This window comes from Nocardia sp. NPDC056611 (genome assembly GCF_042792755.1).
Lineage (GTDB): Bacteria > Actinomycetota > Actinomycetes > Mycobacteriales > Mycobacteriaceae > Nocardia.
This window is the reverse complement of sequence record NZ_JBHTVV010000006.1, coordinates 454,642-473,805: the sequence shown is the minus strand read 5'-3', so window position 1 is coordinate 473,805 and position 19,164 is coordinate 454,642. Positions and strand designations below refer to the sequence as shown.

The 19,164-nt window shown below is 68.9% G+C and carries 17 protein-coding genes and 1 tRNA gene; 11 read left to right on the top strand and 7 right to left on the bottom strand.

Features of this window, described 5'->3' with window-relative positions; all coding sequences use genetic code 11:
- Positions 1-31: 31 nt before the first annotated feature.
- Positions 32-475, top strand: a complete 444-nt coding sequence (locus tag ACFRAQ_RS30180; RefSeq protein WP_379105627.1) for a hypothetical protein — start codon at positions 32-34, stop codon at positions 473-475.
- Positions 476-592: 117 nt separating this feature from the next.
- Here ACFRAQ_RS30180 and ACFRAQ_RS30175 read toward each other — a convergent pair.
- Positions 593-666: transfer RNA gene (locus ACFRAQ_RS30175), tRNA-Cys, on the bottom strand.
- Positions 667-773: 107 nt separating this feature from the next.
- Between ACFRAQ_RS30175 and ACFRAQ_RS30170 the strand changes: the two genes are divergently transcribed.
- Positions 774-1,316 (top strand): MarR family transcriptional regulator, encoded by a 543-nt coding sequence (locus ACFRAQ_RS30170; RefSeq protein WP_357097750.1) that lies wholly within the window; start codon positions 774-776, stop codon positions 1,314-1,316.
- A gap of 76 nt (positions 1,317-1,392) precedes the next feature.
- Positions 1,393-2,445: a hypothetical protein gene (locus tag ACFRAQ_RS30165; RefSeq protein WP_379105624.1), complete on the top strand. Its 1,053-nt coding sequence runs from the start codon at positions 1,393-1,395 to the stop codon at positions 2,443-2,445.
- Positions 2,446-2,724: 279 nt separating this feature from the next.
- Here ACFRAQ_RS30165 and ACFRAQ_RS30160 read toward each other — a convergent pair whose 3' ends face one another.
- Genes ACFRAQ_RS30160 through ACFRAQ_RS30140 form a run of 5 tightly spaced genes read right to left on the bottom strand, consistent with a single transcriptional unit; the run spans position 2,725 to position 8,162 of the window.
- On the bottom strand, positions 2,725-3,501 hold the full coding sequence (locus ACFRAQ_RS30160) for an enoyl-CoA hydratase (protein WP_357282080.1): 777 nt from the start codon (positions 3,499-3,501) through the stop codon (positions 2,725-2,727).
- Complete coding sequence (gene mmsB, locus ACFRAQ_RS30155) at positions 3,498-4,400, bottom strand: 3-hydroxyisobutyrate dehydrogenase (protein WP_379105620.1); 903 nt, start codon at positions 4,398-4,400, stop codon at positions 3,498-3,500. Before mmsB ends, ACFRAQ_RS30160 begins: the two co-directional genes overlap by 4 nt.
- Complete coding sequence (locus ACFRAQ_RS30150) at positions 4,400-5,497, bottom strand: enoyl-CoA hydratase/isomerase family protein (RefSeq protein ID WP_379105618.1); 1,098 nt, start codon at positions 5,495-5,497, stop codon at positions 4,400-4,402. The genes mmsB and ACFRAQ_RS30150 overlap by 1 nt, the downstream gene beginning before the upstream one ends.
- Entirely contained in the window at positions 5,494-6,633 is a 1,140-nt protein-coding gene (locus ACFRAQ_RS30145) for an acyl-CoA dehydrogenase family protein (protein ID WP_379105616.1), read from the bottom strand. The genes ACFRAQ_RS30150 and ACFRAQ_RS30145 overlap by 4 nt, the downstream gene beginning before the upstream one ends.
- A gap of 5 nt (positions 6,634-6,638) precedes the next feature.
- Positions 6,639-8,162, bottom strand: a complete 1,524-nt coding sequence (locus ACFRAQ_RS30140; protein WP_379105614.1) for a CoA-acylating methylmalonate-semialdehyde dehydrogenase — start codon at positions 8,160-8,162, stop codon at positions 6,639-6,641.
- A 139-nt stretch (positions 8,163-8,301) separates the two neighbouring features.
- Here ACFRAQ_RS30140 and icmF point away from each other — a divergent pair, with 139 nt between their 5' ends.
- The 4 genes from icmF (at position 8,302) to ACFRAQ_RS30120 (ending at position 14,277) form a co-directional block, all read left to right on the top strand.
- Positions 8,302-11,511, top strand: a complete 3,210-nt coding sequence (gene icmF, locus ACFRAQ_RS30135) for a fused isobutyryl-CoA mutase/GTPase IcmF (protein WP_379105612.1) — start codon at positions 8,302-8,304, stop codon at positions 11,509-11,511.
- 158 nt (positions 11,512-11,669) lie between these two features.
- Entirely contained in the window at positions 11,670-12,032 is a 363-nt protein-coding gene (locus tag ACFRAQ_RS30130) for a hypothetical protein (protein WP_379105610.1), read from the top strand.
- A 111-nt stretch (positions 12,033-12,143) separates the two neighbouring features.
- On the top strand, positions 12,144-13,220 hold the full coding sequence (locus ACFRAQ_RS30125) for an amidohydrolase family protein (RefSeq protein ID WP_379105608.1): 1,077 nt from the start codon (positions 12,144-12,146) through the stop codon (positions 13,218-13,220).
- A gap of 70 nt (positions 13,221-13,290) precedes the next feature.
- Positions 13,291-14,277 carry a methyltransferase gene (locus ACFRAQ_RS30120; protein ID WP_379105605.1) on the top strand — a complete coding sequence of 329 codons (987 nt, stop codon included), beginning with the start codon at positions 13,291-13,293 and terminating at the stop codon, positions 14,275-14,277.
- 28 nt (positions 14,278-14,305) lie between these two features.
- Here ACFRAQ_RS30120 and ACFRAQ_RS30115 read toward each other — a convergent pair whose 3' ends face one another.
- Positions 14,306-14,974 carry a TetR/AcrR family transcriptional regulator gene (locus ACFRAQ_RS30115; RefSeq protein WP_379105603.1) on the bottom strand — a complete coding sequence of 223 codons (669 nt, stop codon included), beginning with the start codon at positions 14,972-14,974 and terminating at the stop codon, positions 14,306-14,308.
- A gap of 104 nt (positions 14,975-15,078) precedes the next feature.
- Between ACFRAQ_RS30115 and ACFRAQ_RS30110 the strand changes: the two genes are divergently transcribed.
- The 4 genes from ACFRAQ_RS30110 to ACFRAQ_RS30095 are packed head-to-tail and all read left to right on the top strand — an operon-like array spanning position 15,079 to position 19,136.
- A complete protein-coding gene (locus ACFRAQ_RS30110) occupies positions 15,079-15,915 on the top strand; it encodes an SDR family NAD(P)-dependent oxidoreductase (protein WP_379105601.1) in 837 nt (278 codons plus the stop codon).
- 22 nt (positions 15,916-15,937) lie between these two features.
- On the top strand, positions 15,938-16,864 hold the full coding sequence (locus ACFRAQ_RS30105; RefSeq protein WP_379105599.1) for a ferritin-like domain-containing protein: 927 nt from the start codon (positions 15,938-15,940) through the stop codon (positions 16,862-16,864).
- Entirely contained in the window at positions 16,861-17,604 is a 744-nt protein-coding gene (locus ACFRAQ_RS30100) for a hypothetical protein (protein WP_379105596.1), read from the top strand. Before ACFRAQ_RS30105 ends, ACFRAQ_RS30100 begins: the two co-directional genes overlap by 4 nt.
- Positions 17,598-19,136, top strand: a complete 1,539-nt coding sequence (locus ACFRAQ_RS30095) for a flavin-containing monooxygenase (protein WP_379105714.1) — start codon at positions 17,598-17,600, stop codon at positions 19,134-19,136. The genes ACFRAQ_RS30100 and ACFRAQ_RS30095 overlap by 7 nt, the downstream gene beginning before the upstream one ends.
- Positions 19,137-19,164 lie beyond the last annotated feature (28 nt).

Genomic DNA, 19,164 nt, shown 5'->3' with positions numbered 1-19,164 from the left:
ACGAAACCGAATCGCTGTAATCTGCCCCTCGATGACTCGGCACAAGCGCACCCCTCTCACCATCGGCATCGGCATCGCGGCCGCGGTTCTCGTCGGCGGCGGCATCGCTACCGCGATGACGTTGAACGGCAAGGACTCCGCACCGAGCGACGCCAAGCGGATCGAGACCACGCTGCGCGACTTCTACGCAACCCTGTCCACCGGCGGCGCGTCCCAGGCTGTCGGCCAGACCTGCGCGGGCGACCGCGCCCAGTACCAGGGCCTGCCCGAAGCCCAGCGCAAGGCCATGGACCAGGGCAAGGTCAGCATGAAGGTGGATTCGGTGGAGGGCGTCACCGTCACCGGCGACCGCGCCACCGCCGTCACCCTCGGCACCCTCTCGCTGCCCGGCGCCGCCGACAGCAAACGGTCCACCAACGAACACCTCCGCAAGGAGGACGGCGTATGGAAGGTGTGTTCCACCGACGCGAAGTAGGACCGGTTCGGGCCCAAGCCGATTCGCCGATCGCGACCGATCCGTTCCTGAGCGTCCGGCGGCAGGAGGAAAAGGGAACGCCTCCCTGGGCTGATTGCCCGGGGAGGCGTTCTCCGATGGAGCGAGCGGCGGGAGTCGAACCCGCGTACACGGCTTTGCAGACCGCCACCTGGCCACTCGGTCACACCCGCATCGGCGAGTTCCATAGTGCGCCGGTTCGGGTCCGGGGCCGAGGGTTTGAATCACCGTGATTGCTATGGGGCGGCCCGAGCGCTTCGCGACATGCGATGATCAGGGCATGTCGCGTCCCCGTCCGCTGCCGCTCGATCCGATCGAGGAGGCGCACCGCCAGTGGACCGAGCACGGCTGGGGCGAGGTCGCGGACGGGATGGCGGCGGTCACCTCGCTGGTGCGCGCGCAGCAGATCGTGATGGCGCGGGTGGACGAAGCGTTGAAGCCGTCCGGTTTGACCTTTTCGCGGTACGAGCTACTGATGTTGCTGAGTTTCAGCAAAACTGGTGCGCTGCCGATGGCGGTGGCGAGCGCCCGGCTGCAGGTGCATCCGACGTCGGTCACCAATACGGTGGACCGGCTGGAGGCGGCCCAGTTGGTGAAGCGTGTGCCACATCCCAGTGACCGGCGGGCAACGCTCATCGAAATCACCGGGGCCGGAAGAGAATTGGTGGCCAAGGCCACCACCGAACTGAATCGGCGAGTTTTCGCCGAGACCGGTTTGGCGCCGGAACGATTGCAGCTGCTGCTGCAATTGCTGGCGGAGTTCCGGCAGAGCGCAGGCGACTTCGACCCCGGTAGCTCGCCCACCCGATGGGCCGGTCAGTAACCACCCAGCGACCCAGCAGCCAATTTCCTGCGTCATAGTCTTGGCTTCGGCCCGCAAAAGGTTCACCATTGAGGCCATGGTGCTGGTCCTGGGGGTGTCGGCGGGCGCTGCTGGCGCACGCGCCATGCTCACCCATTCCGACCAGCCGCACCTGCCTCCCATCGACCGGTGCAAGGTCCTACGCCGGGCCGGCGGTGGGAGCATGGCGGAGGCGGTCTTCGAGGCCATCCGCCTGATGCGGAAGTCGGCGGCCGAGCGTGACGAGTTCATCACCGGTATCGCGGTCACCTGCCGCAGTACCAACCATGCCGAGGCCGTCCGCACCGCCGCGGGCCGCAATCGCCTGACCGTCATCGACGAGCCGGTGGCTCAGCTCAGATATCTGCGCTTCACCCGGAAGCTCCCCACCGAGGGCTCGATTCTGCTGTACGACCTCGGCGCGTCCGGGCTGACCCTCACCCAGATCGACTGCCGAAACGATGCCGTCCTCGCCACCAAGCGCAGCACCGTCCTGGGCGGGGACGGCCACGACGCCCTGCTGCGCTGGCTGCTCACCCGCGGCGGCGTCACCCTGGACCTGGCCGATATCCGCCGCCAGAAGGAAGCCCTGGCCTCCGAACGCGTACTGGCCGTCTGCGATCCGATCTCCGGGCAGCGCACCGTGGTCACCCGCAGTGATTTCGCCGAACTGGTCGAGGCGGGCATCCATCATTCGGCGTCGTTCGTCCGCCACATGATCGACGAGACCGGCATCCGGCCCGCGGGTCTGGCCCTGCTCGGCGGCTGCACCCGCAACAAGAGCATCCGCGACGAGCTGAAACTCCAGCTGGGCTACCCGATGATCTACGACCCGGAGCCCGATTTCGTGTCCACCCGCGGCGCGGTCCTGCTGGCCGCCGAACGCCCGTCGGCCCGCAGCATCCGCAGCGTGCACCTGGCCCCGGGCGGCACTCCCGTCGAGGCCCCCACCGCCCCCGTCTCCCGCCGCAAACTCGTTGCGGCGGTGGCGGTTACCGCCACCCTCGGCGGCACCATCGTCGGCGGACTGGCGATGAAAGGCGACAGCGGCGGCCACACCGACGGCAAACCCCCGACCGTCGAAGTGGTCGGCCCGTCCAAACACGGCTGACGCCCACCGATCCCGCTCGCCCGCAAGCGATCCCGCACCGCTCGGCCACGCCTCCGGCACGGTGTCGGTAAACACCACCGCCTCGCACCGTGCCCCGCTGCCGATGACCACGCGTCCGGCATGGCTGCGGCGAACCTCACCCACCCCACCCAGCACCGTGCCCCGCTACCGATGACCACGCGTCCGGCATGGCTGCGGCGAACCTCACCCACCCTACCCAGCACCGTGCCCCGCTGCCAACGGCAGCGGGGAACGAGAGTTCGAGAGTTGGTGTCGCGCTTACTTGTTGGTGAAGTTGGCGGGGCGCTTCTCGACGAAGGCGGTCATGCCTTCCTTCTGGTCGTCGGTCGCGAACAGCGAGTGGAAGACGCGACGCTCGAAGCGCAGGCCCTCGCCGAGGGTGGTCTCGAAGGAGCGGTCCACGGCTTCCTTGGCGATCATCACCGACGGCAGCGACATGGAGGCGATGGTCTCGGCGACCTCCATGGCGGTGGCGACCAGTTCGGCGGCGGGGACGATGCGCGAGACCAGGCCCGCGCGCTCGGCCTCCTCGGCGCCCATATTGCGGCCGGTGAGGATGAGGTCCATGGCCTTGGCCTTGCCGACGGCGCGGGTGAGGCGCTGCGAGCCGCCCATGCCGGGGATGACGCCGAGCTTGATCTCGGGCTGCCCGAACTTGGCGGTGTCGGCGGCGAGCAGCAGGTCGCACATCATGGCGAGTTCGCAGCCGCCGCCGAGGGCGTAGCCGGCGACCGCGGCGATCAGCGGCTTGCGGAAGGCGGCGACGCGGTCCCAGCCACCGAAGTGGTCGGTCACGAACATGTCCATGTAGGACTTGGTCTGCATCTCCTTGATGTCCGCGCCGGCCGCGAAGGCCTTCTCGGATCCGGTCAGCACGACCGCGCCGATCTCGTTGTCGTTCTCGAGCTCGTCGAGCGCGGCCGAGATGTCGGACAGGACCTGCGAGTTCAGCGCGTTCAGGGCCTTCGGCCGGTTGAGCGTGATGAGCGCGACGCGGCCCTTGCGCTCCAGCAGAATGGTCTCGAAGTCGGTCACGCCGTCTCTCCCTCAGATCGCTTGCGGATATCGGTGACGATAGCCGAGAAGTCCTTGCCCGCTTCTTCCTGGTTGAAGCGGGTGTAGATCGCTGCCGCCAGCTGACCGATTTGTCCGTCCACCCCGTTGGACCGCAGCGCGTTGGCGGCGAGCCCCAGGTCCTTGGACATGAGCGCGGTCGCGAAGCCCGGCTGGTAGTCATTGTTGGCGGGGCTGGCCGGAACCGGTCCCGGCACCGGGCAATACGAGGTCAGCGCCCACGACTGGCCCGACGCGGTGGAGACCACGTCGAAGAACTTGTCGTGGGTCAGCCCCAGCTTCTCCCCCAGCACGATGGCTTCGGAGAGTCCGATCATGGAGATGCCCAGCAGCATGTTGTTGCAGATCTTGGCGGCCTGGCCGACGCCCGCCCCGCCGCAGTGCACGACCTTGCCGCCCATCACCTCGAGCAGCGGCAGCGCCGCGGCGAAGTCGGCGTCCGCGCCGCCCACCATGAAGGTGAGGGTGCCCGCCGCCGCCCCCGCCACGCCGCCGGAGACGGGGGCGTCGAGGGCCCGATGTCCCGCCGCCACAGCGAGTTCCGCGGCCTGCTTGGCGTCGCCGACGTCGATGGTGGAGCAGTCGACGAACAGGGTGCCCGGCTTCGCGGCCGGGAGGATGTCGCCGTAGAGGTCGAGCACGATGCGGCCGTTGGGCAGCATGGTGATCACGATGTCGGAGGCCGACACCGCCTCCGACGCGGTGGCGACCACGGTCGCCCCGTCCTGGCGGGCCTGCTCCTGCGCGGCGGGCACGGGATCGAAAGCGAGAACGTCGTATCCGGCCTCGACCAGGTTGGCGGCCATCGGCCCGCCCATGTGACCGAGTCCGAGGAACCCGACCGTGGTGTTGTTGCTCATCATTCGTCCTTAGCTGCGGCCAAACCCAATTCGCGATCGCCGAGCGCGCCGAAGTAGGCGTCGACGTCGGCGTCGGTGACGTCCGCCAGGGTGGCGGGCGACCACTGCGGGTTGCGGTCCTTGTCGATGACCTGGGCGCGAATGCCTTCCACCAGGTCGTGGGTGTTCAGGGCGGCGACGGAGACCCGGTATTCCTGGTTCAGCGCCGTCTCGAGGTCCGCGGCCCGGCGCGCCTCGCGCAGCGAGCGCAGCGTGACCTTCAGGGCCACCGGGGATTTCGTCAGCACATCGGCGGCGGCCTTGGCGGCCTCGGCGCGGCCGTCGATCTCGAGCCGGTGCACGATCTCCTCGACGGTGTCGGCGCTGTAGCAGGCGTCGATCCAGTCCTGCTGGGCCACGAACTCCGAAACCGGTGCGGGCTGCGCGAATTTCGCGATGGCCACCTCGACCTCGGTGGTCGCCAGCGCCTCGAGCAGCGCGGGCAGGTGTTCCGAGGGCACGAAGTGGTCGGCGAAGCCGGCCGCGATGGCGTCGCCGGCGGACATGCGCGCGGTGGTGAGCGCGATGTGGGTGCCGATCTCGCCGGGCGCGTGCGCCAGCAGCCAGGTGCCGCCCACGTCGGGGATGAAGCCGATGCCGGTCTCGGGCATGCCGACCATGGACCGCTCGGTCACGATGCGGTGTGAGGCGTGCCCGGACAGGCCGACGCCGCCGCCCATGACGATGCCGTCCATGATCGCGACGTAGGGCTTCGGGTAGCGCTTGATCAGGGCGTTGAGGATGTACTCGTCGCGCCAGAACTTCCCGCTGGGCGAGTCGGCCGCGACCTCCGGCGAATCACCCTGTGCCACAGTGGCCTTGGCGTCGTTGTGGATGGCGACGATATCGCCGCCCGCGCACAGTCCGCGCTCGCCCGCGCCGGTCAGCACGACCGCGCGCACCGCGTCGTCGTCGGCCCAGGCCCGCAGCGCGTCCAGGATGGTCAGCGCCATGGGGTGATTGAGCGCGTTGATGGCGCGGGGCCGGTTGAGGGTGATGAGGCCGAGCCCGTCACGCTGCTCGATCAGAACCTCGGGTTCCTTCACGCCTTCGCTCATGCTGCTCCTACCACCGAGCGGGCGACGACCACCCGCATGATTTCGTTCGTGCCCTCGAGGATCTGATGCACCCGCAGGTCGCGGACGATCTTCTCGATGCCGTATTCGGCCAGGTAACCGTAGCCACCGTGGAGTTGCAGGGCCTGGTTGGCCACCTCGAACCCGGCATCGGTGGCGAACCGCTTGGCCATGGCGCACAGCTCCACCTTGTCGGGGGCGTCGGCGTCCAGGGCGGCCGCGGCGCGCCACAGCAGGGTGCGGGCGGCTTCCAGGGAGGTGCGCATATCGGCCAGCTGGAACTGCAGGGCGGTGTTGTCCAGCAGCCGGGAGCCGAAGGCCTTGCGCTGGGCGAGGTACTCGACCGTGCGGTCCAGCGCGGCCTGCGCGCCGCCCATCGAGCAGGCGGCGATGTTCAGCCGCCCGCCGTTGAGCCCGTTCATGGCGATCCGGAAGCCGTCGCCCTCCGCGCCGAGCAGGTTGGCCGCCGGAACGCGCGCGTCCTCGAGGATGACCTGCCGGGTGGGCTGGGCGTTCCAACCCATCTTCTTCTCGTTCGGCCCCACCGAGAGACCGGGGGTGTCGGCGGGAACGATGAGCGCCGAGATGCCGCGCGCGCCTTCGGTTCCGGTGCGCACCATCATCACGTAGACGTCGTTGGACCCGGCTCCCGAGATGAATTGCTTCGCGCCGTTGAGGATGTAGTCGTCACCGTCGCGAACGGCCTTGGTGCTCAAGGCCGCCGCGTCGGAGCCGACGCCCGGTTCGGTCAGCGCGTAGGACGCCAGCAGATCCATCGACGTCAGTCCCGGCAGCCACCGATTGCGTTGCGGCTCGGTGCCGTAGGTGTCGATCATCCACGTCGCCATGTTGTGGATGGAGATGTAGGCGGCGACCGACGGGCAGCCGGTGGCCAGCTGCTCGAAGATGCGGACGGCGTCCAGCCGCCGCAGCTGCGAGCCGCCCACGTCCTCGCGCACATAGATGCCGCCCAGTCCGAGCCCGCCCGCCTTGCGCAGCACGTCCACCGGGAAGTGCTTGCGCTCGTCCCATTCCAGGGCGTCGGGCGCGAGCAGCTCGTCGGCGAAGGAGCGGGCGGTCTCGACGATCGCCTTCTCGTCCTCGTCCAGTACGAACATCAGCGTCAGTCCATGGTCGGGATGACGAAGGCGTTGGCGGCGGAGCCGCTCGAGGACGCGGTCTCCTTTCCGCCTGCCGGCCAGCGCTGCGTCACCGTCTTGGTCTTGGTGTAGAAGCGGATCGAGTCCGGGCCGTGCTGGTTGAGGTCGCCGAAGCCGGACCGCTTCCAGCCGCCGAAGGTGTGGTACGCGATCGGCACCGGGATCGGGACATTGATGCCGACCATGCCGACCTGCACGCGGGCGGCGAAGTCGCGGGCGGTGTCGCCGTCGCGGGTGAAGATGGCGACGCCGTTGCCGTACTCGTGCTCGTTGGGCAGCCGCAGCGCCTCTTCGTAGTCCTTGGCGCGGACCAGCGCCAGCACCGGGCCGAAGATCTCTTCCTTGTAGATCCGCATCTCGGGGGTGACGTTGTCGAACAGCGAAGCGCCCGCGAAGAATCCGTCCTCGCCGCCCTCGACCACCAGGCCGCGGCCGTCGATGACCAGTTCCGCGCCCTCGTCGACGCCGATCTGCACGTAGTTGTTCACGCGGTCCACGCCGTCACGGCCGACCAGCGGGCCGAAGTCGGCGCCCGGGTCGTCGGAGAGGCCGACGTTCAGCTTGCCGATGCGCTCGACGAGCTTGGCGCGCAAGCGATCCGCGGTCTCCTCGCCCACCGGCACCGCGACCGAGATGGCCATGCAGCGCTCACCCGCGGAGCCGTAGCCCGCGCCGATGAGCTGGTCGGCCACATCGTCGAGATCGGCGTCGGGCATCACGATGGCGTGGTTCTTGGCGCCGCCGAAGCACTGGGCGCGCTTGCCGTTGGCGGTGGCGGTCTCGTAGATGTACTGCGCGATCGGGGTGGAGCCGACGAAGCCGACGGCCTTGATCCGCTCGTCGTTCAGCAGCGTGTCGACGGCTTCCTTGTCGCCGTTGACGACATTGAAGATGCCCGCGGGCAGTCCGGCCTCGAGGAACAGCTCGGCCAGGCGCAGCGGCACCGAGGGGTCGCGCTCGGAGGGCTTGAGCACGAAGGCGTTTCCACAGGCCAGTGCGGGTCCGGCCTTCCACAGCGGGATCATGGCCGGGAAGTTGAACGGGGTGATGCCCGCGACCACGCCGAGCGGCTGGCGCATGGAGTAGACGTCGATGCCGGTGCCGGCGCTCTCAGTGTACTCGCCCTTGAGCAGGTGCGGGATGCCGACGGCGAATTCGATGACCTCGAGGCCGCGCTGGATGTCACCCTTGGCGTCGGCGATGGTCTTGCCGTGCTCGGCGGAAAGCAGGGCGGCCAGCGAGTCCATCTCGTCCTGCACCAGGGTCAGGAACTTCATGAGCACGCGGGCCCGCTTCTGCGGGTTGGTGGCGGCCCAGGCGGGCTGCGCGGCGGCCGCGTTCGCGATGACCGCCTCGACCTCACTCTTGCTCGCCAGCGGCACCCGCGCCTGGACCTGACCGGTGCTGGGGTTGAAGACATCCCCGAACTTGCCGGAAGTTCCCTCTACGTGCTTGCCGTCGATGAAGTGCGTGAGTTCGCGAACCATGCCCGTCTCCAAAATTCTCAGCCTGTCTCGAAGCTTGCGCGCAATTTGCGCGGTATGTGGCGATCCTATAGTTGGACATCCAAGTATTGGCTGTGGGATAATTCACAGCACCTACAGGCTCTCCGTGCGGAGGATTGGCATGCCAGATCTGCATGTCCCGGTAAATCCAGTGCGGTTCGTGACCGCCGCTGCGCTCTTCGATGGCCATGACGCGGCCATCAACATCATGCGAAGAATCCTCCAGGCGCAGGGGGCGGAGGTGATTCATCTGGGGCATAACCGGGCCGTGCGCGAGGTCGTGGACGCGGCCGTCACCGAGGACGTGCAGGGTGTGGCCGTCAGCTCGTATCAAGGCGGGCACATCGAGTACTTCGAATACCTGGCGCAGGCTTTGAAAGAGGCCGGGGCCGGGCACGTGAAGATCTTCGGCGGGGGCGGCGGGGTGATCATTCCCGAGGAGATCTCCCGGCTACAAGAGTCGGGGGTGACCATCTTCTCCCCCGAGGACGGGCAGCGGCTCGGGCTGCCGGGCATGATCAATCAGCTGATTTCGGCGTGCGACGTGGATCTTTCCCGGACGCCCGCCCCCGTCGACGCGGTGCTGAGCGGCGATCGGGCGGCACTGGCCCGCGCACTCACCTGCCTGCAACAGGGGACGCTGTCGGCGGACGACCTGGCGGCGCTGACGGCCGCGGCGGCGGCGCGGCAGGTGCCGGTACTCGGCATCACCGGCACCGGCGGCTCCGGAAAGTCCTCCCTCACCGACGAACTCGTGCGGCGGCTGCGCACCGACCAGCAGGACAAGCTGCGGGTCGCGATCCTGGCGGTGGACCCCACCCGGCGACGCGGCGGCGGCGCACTGCTCGGCGACCGGATCCGGATGAACGCCCTGGACGGGGAACGCGTCTACTTCCGGTCCCTGGCCACCCGGGGCGAGCGGGAGGTGCCGAACAATATCGACGCCATGCTGATCGCCTGCAAGGCAGCCGGATTCGACCTGGTCATCCTGGAGACCCCCGGCATCGGGCAGGGTGACGCGGCCATCGCCGAGCACGTGGACGTGTCGCTGTATGTGATGACGCCGGAATTCGGGGCGGCCTCCCAGCTCGAGAAGATCGACATGCTCGACTTCGCGGATGTGGTGGCCATCAACAAGTTCGAGCGGCGCGGGGCCGAGGACGCGCTGCGGGACGTGTCGCGGCAGCTGGTGCGCAATCGCGAGGACTTCCACGCCCTGCCCGAGGACATGCCGGTGTTCGGCACCAGCGCGGCCACGTTCAACGACGACGGGGTGACGGCGCTCTACCACCATCTGACCGGGCTGCTCGCCGAGCGCGGGCTACCACTACAGGAGGGCGTGCTGCCCCGAGTGGAAACCCGCGCCTCGACGCGGTTCGCGCAGATCATTCCGCCCGCGCGGGTGCGCTACCTGGCCGAGATCGCCGAGACCGTCCGGGATTACCACGCGGCGACCGCCCGGCAGCTCGCGGCGGCGCAGCGGGTGCAGCGCGTCGAGCAGGTGCTCGCCGAACTACCGGACGACGAATCCGTGCGCGATCTGCTCACCCGGGCCGCGCGGGAGCTGGCGCCCGAGAACGCCGCCCTGCTGGGCGAATGGCCCGGCGTCGCGGAGTCCTATCGCGGCGAGGAACAGGTGGTGCGGGTCCGGGACCGGGAGCTGCGGACCACGCTGCGCCGGGAGACCCTGTCCGGCAGCTCGATTCCGCGGGTGGCGCTCCCCCGCTTCACCGATCACGGTGAACTCCTGCGGTTCCTGCGGTCGGAGAATCTGCCCGGGCGGTTCCCGTTCACGGCCGGGGTGTTCCCGTTCAAACGGGACAACGAGGATCCGGCGCGCATGTTCGCGGGCGAGGGCGACGCCTTCCGCACCAATCGGCGGTTCCGGGTGCTGTCCGAACACGCCGACGCCAAACGGCTTTCGACGGCGTTCGACTCGGTGACCCTGTACGGGCACGATCCGGCCGTGCGGCCCGACATCTACGGCAAGGTCGGCACGTCCGGGGTCTCCATCGCCACGCTCGACGATATGAAGGCGCTGTACGCCGGGTTCGATCTGGACGCGCCCAGCACCTCGGTGTCCATGACCATCAACGGGCCCGCGCCGACCATCCTGGCCTACTACCTCAATGCCGCCATCGATCAAGCGCGCGAGGAGTTCTCCGCCGAGCAGGGCCGCGAACCCACCGACGCCGAGGCCGCGGACCTGCGCGCCCGCACCCTGGCCACCGTGCGCGGCACCGTGCAGGCCGACATCCTCAAGGAGGATCAGGGCCAGAACACCTGCATCTTCTCCACCGAGTTCAGCCTGCGCATGATGGCCGACATCCAGGAGTGGTTCGTGCGCAACGGCGTTCGCAACTTCTACTCGGTGTCCATCTCCGGCTATCACATCGCCGAGGCCGGGGCGAACCCGATCAGCCAGCTGGCCTTCACCCTCGCCAACGGCTTCACCTATGTGGAGGCGTATCTGGCGCGCGGCATGGACATCGACGATTTCGCGCCCAATCTGTCGTTCTTCTTCTCCAACGGGATGGACGCCGAATACTCGGTGATCGGCCGGGTGGCGCGGCGCATCTGGGCGATCGCCATGCGCGACAAGTACGGGGCCGGCGAACGGTCGCAGAAGCTCAAGTACCACGTGCAGACCTCCGGGCGGTCGCTGCACGCACAGGAGATGAGCTTCAACGACATTCGCACCACCCTGCAGGCGCTGATCGCGATCTACGACAACTGCAACAGCCTGCACACCAATGCCTACGACGAGGCGGTCACCACGCCCACCGAGGAATCGGTGCGCCGGGCGCTGGCCATCCAGCTCATCATCAACCGGGAGTGGGGGCTGGCGATGAACGAGAACCCGCTGCAGGGCAGCTTCGTCATCGATGAGCTCACCGATCTGGTGGAGGAGGCGGTGCTGCGGGAGTTCGAGCGGATCAGCGAACGCGGTGGGGTGCTGGGCGCGATGGAGACCGGGTATCAGCGCGGCCGGATCCAGGACGAGTCCATGCTCTACGAGCGCCGCAAGCACGACGGGAGCCTGCCGCTCATCGGGGTCAACACTTTCCGCAGTCCGCACGAGGAAGAACATCGGGTACTGGAATTGGCGCGCGGCACGGAGGCCGAGAAACAGTCTCAGCTGCAACGAGTCAGCGAATTCACCGAGCGGCATCGCGACGAGGCCCCGGCCGCGCTGGCCCGGCTCGCGGCGGCCGCGGCGAGCGACGAGAACGCCTTCGAGGTATTGATGGACGCCGCGCGGGTGTGCACGCTGCAGCAGATCACCGACACCTTCTTCACCGTGGGTGGACAGTATCGCCGCAACGTTTGATCAAACCCTGACCCGCTGACCGACAGCGCCCCGCCATATCTCGAAATATAGCGGGGCGCTATTGTTTTCACCTGCGATTTCGCACTGGCGAGTGCTTACACCGCCCAGGGTGTATGGCAATTTCCGATTGGCAGCAATTTCTCGGCTATACCGGAACCATGAGAACCACCGCCAAGCTCGCCACCATCACCATGTCGCTCGCAGCGGCAGCAACCCTGTTCGCCGGCGCGGCGGCCGCCGAGGCCCCGGACAGCGCGCCGATCCAGGTCACCCCGGTCTCCGAGGGCATTCCGCTGGATCCGGTGGCCACCAACCCGAACGCGATGTTCCCGGACCCGGCCCTCAACGGCGCGGCCGCGGGCGCGCTCACCGGCAGCGCGGGCGGCGCGGCACTCGGCTCGGTCGTCGGCTCCATCCCCGGCGCGCTGGGCGGCTCCGCCCTGGGCGCCCTGATCGGCGGCGGCATCGGCGCGCTGATCGGCCTGCTCAATCCCGACGCCATCCCGCAGGTGCTGCCGTAACGCACCGCCAATTTCCCCGGGCAAACTCCGTGCCGCGTTCGCTCAGGCGAGCGCGGCACGGGCGTCTCTGTGGAACAATCCGGACAGGCTGACCCCGACGGAAGGCACCCCATGGAGTTTGCGGGAATGACCGTGGTGGACGCGCACATTCACCAGTGGGATCCGATGACCACGCCGCGCGAGTTCAGCGGCCTGGCGAAGCTGTTCCGGTACGTACCGGTGCCGGTCGACTGGGCCAAACGGCTCGCGCCGCGCCGCGATCGCGAGTTCGTGGGGGACCCCACGCCGTTCATGCGCCCCTATCTGCCGCGCGACTACGACTCCGATGCGGGCGAGGTGCCGGTCGAGGCGATCGTGCACATCGAGGTGGAATGGGTCGGCAACGGCCCGCTCGGGCCCGTCGACGAGACCCGGTGGGTGGCCAGCCTGCCGTGGGGCGTCGACACCCCCGCCCTGGGCGCGATCATGGGCGCGGCCGACCCCGTCACACCCGAATTCGCCGAGTTGCTGGACGCGCATCAGGCCGCGTCCCCGCTGTTCCGGGGCGTGCGCACCCGCGTCGAATACCACCCGGATCCGGATGTGCGGGCGACCTGCAAGGCGCCGGGCAAGCTCACCTCCGCCGCCTTCCTCAACGGGTTCGGCGCGCTGGCCGACCGCGGGCTCGACTTCGAGGCATGGGTGTACTCCGGCCAGCTGCCCGAGGTGACGGCGCTGGCCGAGCGGTATCCGGACACCACCATCGTGCTCAACCATCTCGGCACGCCCGCGGGCATTTTCGGGCCGGTCGGGCGGGAGACCGGCAGGAATCCGGGCCAGCGGCGCGAACTGTTCCTGCGCTGGCGCGACGACCTCACCGCGCTGGCCGCGCACCCCAATGTGGTGGCCAAGGTGAGCGGGCTGATGATGCCCATCCTCGGCCACCCGGTGCCCAAGCGCGGCGAGCCGACACCGGTTCCGGTACTGGTGGAACGGATTTCGCCGATGCTGGAGCACGCGCTGGACGTCTTCGGCTCCGACCGGCTGATCTGGGGCTCGAACTTCCCGGTGGACAAGCCGATTACGAGCATCCCGAACGCCGCGAGCGCGGTGGCCACCGCGCTGGCCGGGCACGGGGCCGACGACAAGGCCATCGAGCAGGTGTTCCGCCGCAATGCCGAACGGATCTACCGGCTCGACATGCTCTGACCCGGTCGGGTGCTCCGAATTTGCCGGGTCCGGCCGTGGCGGAGCGTCACGCTGGCTATCGTGATGCGCCATGGAGCGGATCCTGCGGATCGGAATGGGTTTCTGGGAGTCCCGGGCCTTGCTCAGCGCTGTCGAACTCGGGGTGTTCACGGTGCTCGGGCATCGCCAGCTGACCGCCGAGCAGCTGCGGTGCGAACTCGGCCTGCACCCGCGGTCCGCCCGTGACTTCTTCGACGCGCTCGTCGCCATGGAGATGCTGCGGCGCACCGACGACCGGTACGCCAACACCGCCGACACCGCCACCTATCTGGACAGCACCGGCAGCGAGTACATCGGCGGCTTCCTGGAGATGGCGGCGGCGCGGCTGTATCCCTTCTGGGGCCATTTGACCGAGGGCCTGCGCACCGGGCTACCCCAGAACGAGGCGCGCGAGGGCCGTGACCTCTTCACCGAGCTGTACCGGGATCCTGAGCGGCTCTACGACTTTCAGCGCGCCATGACCGGGCTGTCGCTGCCCGGCGCGCACGTCATCGCCGAGGTCTTCCCGTGGCAGCGCTGGAAGACCGTCGCCGATATCGGCACCGCCCAGGGCGCGCTGCTGCGCACCGTCCTGGAGACCAATCCGCACCTGCACGGCATCGGCTACGACCTGGCGCCCGTCGAGCCGATCTTCACCGAATACATTGCCCCGGTGGCGGATCGGAGCAGCTTCCGGGCCGGGGACTTCTTCGCCGAGGAGCTGCCCGAGGCCGATGTACTGGTCTTCGGCCACATCCTGCACGACTGGGATCTCGACACAAAGCGCATGCTGCTGGAGAAGGCCTATCGCGCGCTGCCCGAGGGCGGCGCGATCCTGGTCTACGAATCCCTCATCGACGATGATCGCCGCACCAATCTGCCCGGCCTGCTCATGAGCCTCAACATGCTGATCGAGACGCCCGGCGGCTTCGACTACACCGCCGCCGACCTGCGCGGCTGGCTCGCCGACGCCGGGTTCCACGACCCGCAGACCGAGCACCTCGCCGGGCCGGAATCGATGATGTGGGCGGTCAAGTAGCGGCGGCCGGGGCCGAGCCGGGTGCCGGTCAGGGCAGAGCCAGGTATTCCGCGCCGAGCAGATCGGCCGCGTGGCTGACGTGATCGACGATGCGGGCGGCGTCGGCCTCGATGATCCCGGCCCGCCACGCGGTCAGCAGTTCGATGAAGCCGCCGATGCTCATCAGCACGCCCATGCGCAGGTCGGATTCGTCGACGCCCGGGCGCAGGTACGGGCGGGCGGTGGCGATGAGCATGTCGGTGGACTCGGTGAGCAGGGCGGTGCGGCGCTGCTCGAGGACGCGACTGCCCGAGTGATCACCGAACAGGATGCGAGCCGGGCCCTCGGACTGCAGTTCCACGGCGCGGGCGATGGCCAGGTGCAGGATGCCCAGCGCCGGGTGCGCGAGATTGTCGGCGACCACGGCCGAGAGTTCGCCCAGCACCTGGAATCCGACCTCGTCCCAGACCGCGCCCAGCAGGTCGTCGCGGTCGGCGAAATGCTCGTAGAAGTAGCGGTCGTTGAGGCCGGCGCGGGCGCACACGCCGCGCATGGTGACCGCGGCCCAGCCGTGCTCGAGCCAGATGTCCAGAGCCGCTGTGATCAGCCGTTCGCGGCGTTCGGCCCGGCGCTGCTCCTGCGTGCGGCCACCCCAGGTGCCGCCGCCCCGCCCGGGTGTCGCGGGCAGGTCGGTCGTCGCCGTCGCGGGCACGTCCATAGTTGACAAAATAGCGCATCCGGAGCCTAATTGGTGGCAGGTGCGGCCAATGGTGGCACACGCCACCACTTGACTGCCCGGCCGGCACGCTCCCGGGAGTTCCCATGCGACTCAATCCTTTCGGCGGAACCCACCGCACTCGGCAGGCGGACGCGGTGGTGACCGGTGCGAGCAGCGGCATCGGCCGCGCCTTCGCCCTCGAGATCGGCAAACGGGGTGGACGCGTCGTCTGCTCCGACCTCGACCCCGACCGCGCCCGTGAGACCGCCGAACTGGTCGCCGACATCGGGGGCAAGGCCTTCGACACCGGCTGCGACGTGAGCAGCCTGGCGCAGGTCACCGCGCTCGCGAACACCGCCGAGGAATGGTTCGGCAAGAGCCCGGACCTGGTGGTCAACAATGCGGGCATCGGCCGCGGCGGCACCGTCGTCGGCGAGACCCCGCCCGAGGAATGGCATCAGGTGCTGGACGTGAACCTGTGGGGCGTCATCCACGGCTGCCACGTCTTCGCGCCCCGGCTGCGCGCCGCCGGGCACGGGTCCATCGTGAACGTCGCCTCCGCCGCCGCCTTCGGGTCCGCGCCGCGCATGGCCGCCTACAACGTGTCCAAGGCCGGGGTGCTGGCGCTGTCGGAGACGCTCGCCGCGGAGCTGTCCGGCACCGGCGTCACCGTCACCGTGCTCTGCCCGACCGGGGTGAGAACCAATATCCTGGAAGGCGTTTCGATCGGCGACGAGACCGTGCAGCTGTGGGGCGACCGCCTGCTGCGCTGGACCGGACGCCCGCCCGCGGCCATCGCCCGCGCCACCCTCGACGCCGTCGACCACGGTCAGCTCTACGTGGTCCCGCAGCTCGAGGCCAAGGCGATCTGGCAGTCCAAGCGACTGCTGCCCGAAACCTACACCCGCGCCGCCGGATTACTGGAGCGGCTGGTGCGGTAGCCATGCAGCGAGGAGCAGAACAATGGCGTTCGCTTATTCCGACATGCTCACCGTGGTCCGGGACCGGCAGTGGGCGCTGGCCGACATCGACTGGGACGCACCGGGAGCCGAGCTCATCACCGATGAGCAACGCCCGGCGCTGGCCACCTTCATGGCCGACCTGGTGTGGATCGAACACGTGGGCGCGCGCGGTTTCGCCGCCCTCACGCTGCACGCGCCGGACGGCCCGCTCAAGGAGATCTACCGGCACTTCCACGCCGAGGAACAGAAGCACGCCAATGCCGAACTGGCGTTGATGCGCCGGTGGGGCATGCTCGACAGGGACGCGATGCCGCTGCCCAACAAGAACATTCAACTCGTCATCCAATGGCTGGACCGGTACGGCGACCACCTGTCGCTGCCGGTGCTCGGTACCGTGATCCCCTCGCTCGAGTGCGCGCTCGACGGCGCACTGGTGAAGTTCCTGCTCGACGAGGTGCGAGACCCGCTGTGCCACGAGGTGTTCCGGCACATCAACAGCGACGAGTCCCGGCACCTGGCGGTCGGCTTCCAGGTCCTCGAGCAGCTCGGGGCCGGACCAATGCGGCGCATCGCCATCGAGACGGCCGGTTTCGCGCTGCGCCCCACCCTGCTGATGGGGGCCCTGCTGTACACGCCGCTGCTGTCACGCATGTCCACCAACATCATGGCCATGGGGCTCGACGAGGAGAAGCTGTGGAATGCCGTGCGGCGCTATGAGAAGGCCGGGGAACGCAGCCCCGACATCAAGCGCCTGCCGCTCTACCACGTCGTCCGTCTGCACGGCATGGCCACGATCAATCGCCTGCAACCGATCCAGGGCCTCAACGACGCGCTGAACAAGGCCATCGACAGCATCCCCGGGCGAGTGCTGCGCCGCCGCACGCCGTCCTGGTCCAAGGCCCTGACCTACGAGCCGGTGGCGAGATGAGCTCCCCGATCCGGGGCGGCGCGGTCGGCCGGGCCCGAGACGCCTACCGCGGACCCACGATCCATTGCACGCGCTGGCGGGATCAATACGAGCTGGACCGCCTGCACGTCGCGGTGATCGGCGGCGGGGCGGCACTGGCCAAGGTCGTGCCCCCGGTCGCCGAGCAGGCCCGGCGGGTGACCGTCTTCCAGCACGATCCGGTATGGATCGTGCCCACCCCGCCCGTCCCCGGCATCCGGCTGGTGCTGGACCGGTTACCCGCCGACGCGCTCGGGACGCTCCCGGCGCACTCCGCGCCGCCACTGCCCGGCGACTCGGGGTCGCGGCTCCCCGCAGCTGCCGCCGCACCGCGCTCCGGCGATCTCCACGCGCCTGTCGGAAGCCAGGCATCGTGCACCGCTTCCGGGCGAGGTGACCGCGTGGGGCACAGGAACACCTGGCCGGGCGCACTCGGGCGCGTCGGCTTCGACACCCTGCGCTGGGGCGGGCGGCAGGCGTTGCGACGGGCGGCCGCGGCGAATCTGCGGGCGCAGGTGGGGGATTCGTGGGTGCGGCGGCAATTGACGCCGGACCAGCGGGCGGCGGTGCGGGTACACGGCCGCTACTACCGGGCCCTGCGGCAGCCGAACTGCACGCTGGTCAGCTGGCCCATCGCCCGGCTCGCACCGCTCGGGATTCGCACCGTGGACGGTGTCGAGCATCGGGTGGACTGCATCATCTACGCGGAGGACGCATCGTGACAAGAACCGTGGTCGATCATCAGATCGTCATCGTGGGAGCGGGATTCTCGGGGATCGGGACCGCGATCGCCCTGCGCAAGGCCGGATTCGACGACTTCGTCATGATCGACGAGGCCGACGGCCCGGGCGGGACCTGGCATTGGAACACCTATCCCGGCATCGCCGTGGACATTCCGTCGTTCAGCTACCAGTACTCGTTCGAGAAACAGAACTCGTGGTCGCGGGTATACGCGCCGGGCCGGGAGCTGAAGGCCTACGCCGAGCGGTGCGTGCAGAAGTACGGGCTGCGGCCGCGAATCCGGTTCGGCACCACCATCGAACGCGCCGACTTCGACGACGACCTGCACCTGTGGCGGCTGCGCACCAACGACGGGGACGAGCTGACCTGCCGCTTCCTCATCGGCGCGACCGGGGTGCTGACCCGCCCGAAACTGCCGGACATCGCGGGGGCGGAACGGTTCCGGGGCGTCACCATGCACACCGCGCGCTGGGATCACGACATCGACCTGCGCGGCAAACGGGTCGGGATCATCGGGACCGGGGCCTCGGCCATCCAGATCATTCCCGAGATCGCGCCGCAGGTGTCGGAACTGGTGGTCTTCCAGCGCACCCCGATCTGGTGCCTGCCGCGGCCCGACGCGCCCATGCCACCGGTGGCCCGCGCGCTGATGCGACTGCCCGGCGGGCAGTTCGTCACCCGCTGGATCAGCCAGGCGTTCGTGGAACTGACCTTCCCGCTGTCGGCGCACTACTACAAGGTGCTGCCGATCGTGAAGCTCGGCGAACGCACCGGGCTCGCGCACCTGCGGGATCAGGTGCGGGACCCCGAGATTCGCGCGAAGCTCACGCCCGACTACGCGCTGGGCTGCAAGCGGCCGTCGTTCTCCAACGACTACCTGAAGACCTTCAACCGCGAGAACGTCACCCTCGAAACCGATCCCATCACCGAGATCACCGCGAGCGGTCTGCGCACCACCGGTCGCCACCACCAGGTCGACGTGCTCATCATGGCCACCGGCTTCAAGGTGATGGAGTCGGGCAATATGCCCACCTTCGACCTGCACGGCAGCGGCGGACTGCGACTGGAGGATTGGTGGGACACCCACCGGCTGCAGGCCTACGAGGGCGTCAGCGTGCCCGGGTTCCCGAACTTCTTCACCATCATCGGGCCCTACGGCTATAACGGGGCGTCCTACTTCACGCTCATCGAGATGCAGACCACCCACATCCTGCGACTGCTCCGCCGGGCCCGCCGCCACGCCGCCACCCGGGTGGAGGTCACCGCCGCCGCCAACGAGCGGTACTTCCAGGAGATGATGTCGCGGCGCGGCACCCAGGTGTTCTGGCAGGACAGCTGCACACTGGCCAACTCCTACTACTTCGACAAGAACGGCGACGTCCCGCTGCGGGCCATGAGCACGCCCGAAGCCGCCTGGCGCGCAGCCCATTTCGATCTTAACGACTACACCTTCGAAGCGCCCGGCGGACGCCGCACCGACGATCGGCCCGCCACCCGGACCGCCACGGCCTAGCGCCGCGGCGAGCCACGGCCCAGCCCGC

Excerpts from the sequence above, each read along its gene's own strand:
- ACFRAQ_RS30180 (WP_379105627.1), top strand. The coding sequence starts at position 32 with ATGACTCGGCACAAGCGCACCCCTCTCACCATCGGCATCGGCATCGCG.
- ACFRAQ_RS30170 (WP_357097750.1), top strand. The coding sequence starts at position 774 with ATGTCGCGTCCCCGTCCGCTGCCGCTCGATCCGATCGAGGAGGCGCAC.
- ACFRAQ_RS30165 (WP_379105624.1), top strand. The coding sequence starts at position 1,393 with ATGGTGCTGGTCCTGGGGGTGTCGGCGGGCGCTGCTGGCGCACGCGCC.
- mmsB (WP_379105620.1), bottom strand. The coding sequence starts at position 4,400 with ATGAGCAACAACACCACGGTCGGGTTCCTCGGACTCGGTCACATGGGC.
- ACFRAQ_RS30150 (WP_379105618.1), bottom strand. The coding sequence starts at position 5,497 with ATGAGCGAAGGCGTGAAGGAACCCGAGGTTCTGATCGAGCAGCGTGAC.
- ACFRAQ_RS30145 (WP_379105616.1), bottom strand. The coding sequence starts at position 6,633 with ATGTTCGTACTGGACGAGGACGAGAAGGCGATCGTCGAGACCGCCCGC.
- ACFRAQ_RS30140 (WP_379105614.1), bottom strand. The coding sequence starts at position 8,162 with ATGGTTCGCGAACTCACGCACTTCATCGACGGCAAGCACGTAGAGGGA.
- icmF (WP_379105612.1), top strand. The coding sequence starts at position 8,302 with ATGCCAGATCTGCATGTCCCGGTAAATCCAGTGCGGTTCGTGACCGCC.
- ACFRAQ_RS30130 (WP_379105610.1), top strand. The coding sequence starts at position 11,670 with ATGAGAACCACCGCCAAGCTCGCCACCATCACCATGTCGCTCGCAGCG.
- ACFRAQ_RS30125 (WP_379105608.1), top strand. The coding sequence starts at position 12,144 with ATGGAGTTTGCGGGAATGACCGTGGTGGACGCGCACATTCACCAGTGG.
- ACFRAQ_RS30120 (WP_379105605.1), top strand. The coding sequence starts at position 13,291 with ATGGAGCGGATCCTGCGGATCGGAATGGGTTTCTGGGAGTCCCGGGCC.
- ACFRAQ_RS30115 (WP_379105603.1), bottom strand. The coding sequence starts at position 14,974 with ATGGACGTGCCCGCGACGGCGACGACCGACCTGCCCGCGACACCCGGG.
- ACFRAQ_RS30110 (WP_379105601.1), top strand. The coding sequence starts at position 15,079 with ATGCGACTCAATCCTTTCGGCGGAACCCACCGCACTCGGCAGGCGGAC.
- ACFRAQ_RS30105 (WP_379105599.1), top strand. The coding sequence starts at position 15,938 with ATGGCGTTCGCTTATTCCGACATGCTCACCGTGGTCCGGGACCGGCAG.
- ACFRAQ_RS30100 (WP_379105596.1), top strand. The coding sequence starts at position 16,861 with ATGAGCTCCCCGATCCGGGGCGGCGCGGTCGGCCGGGCCCGAGACGCC.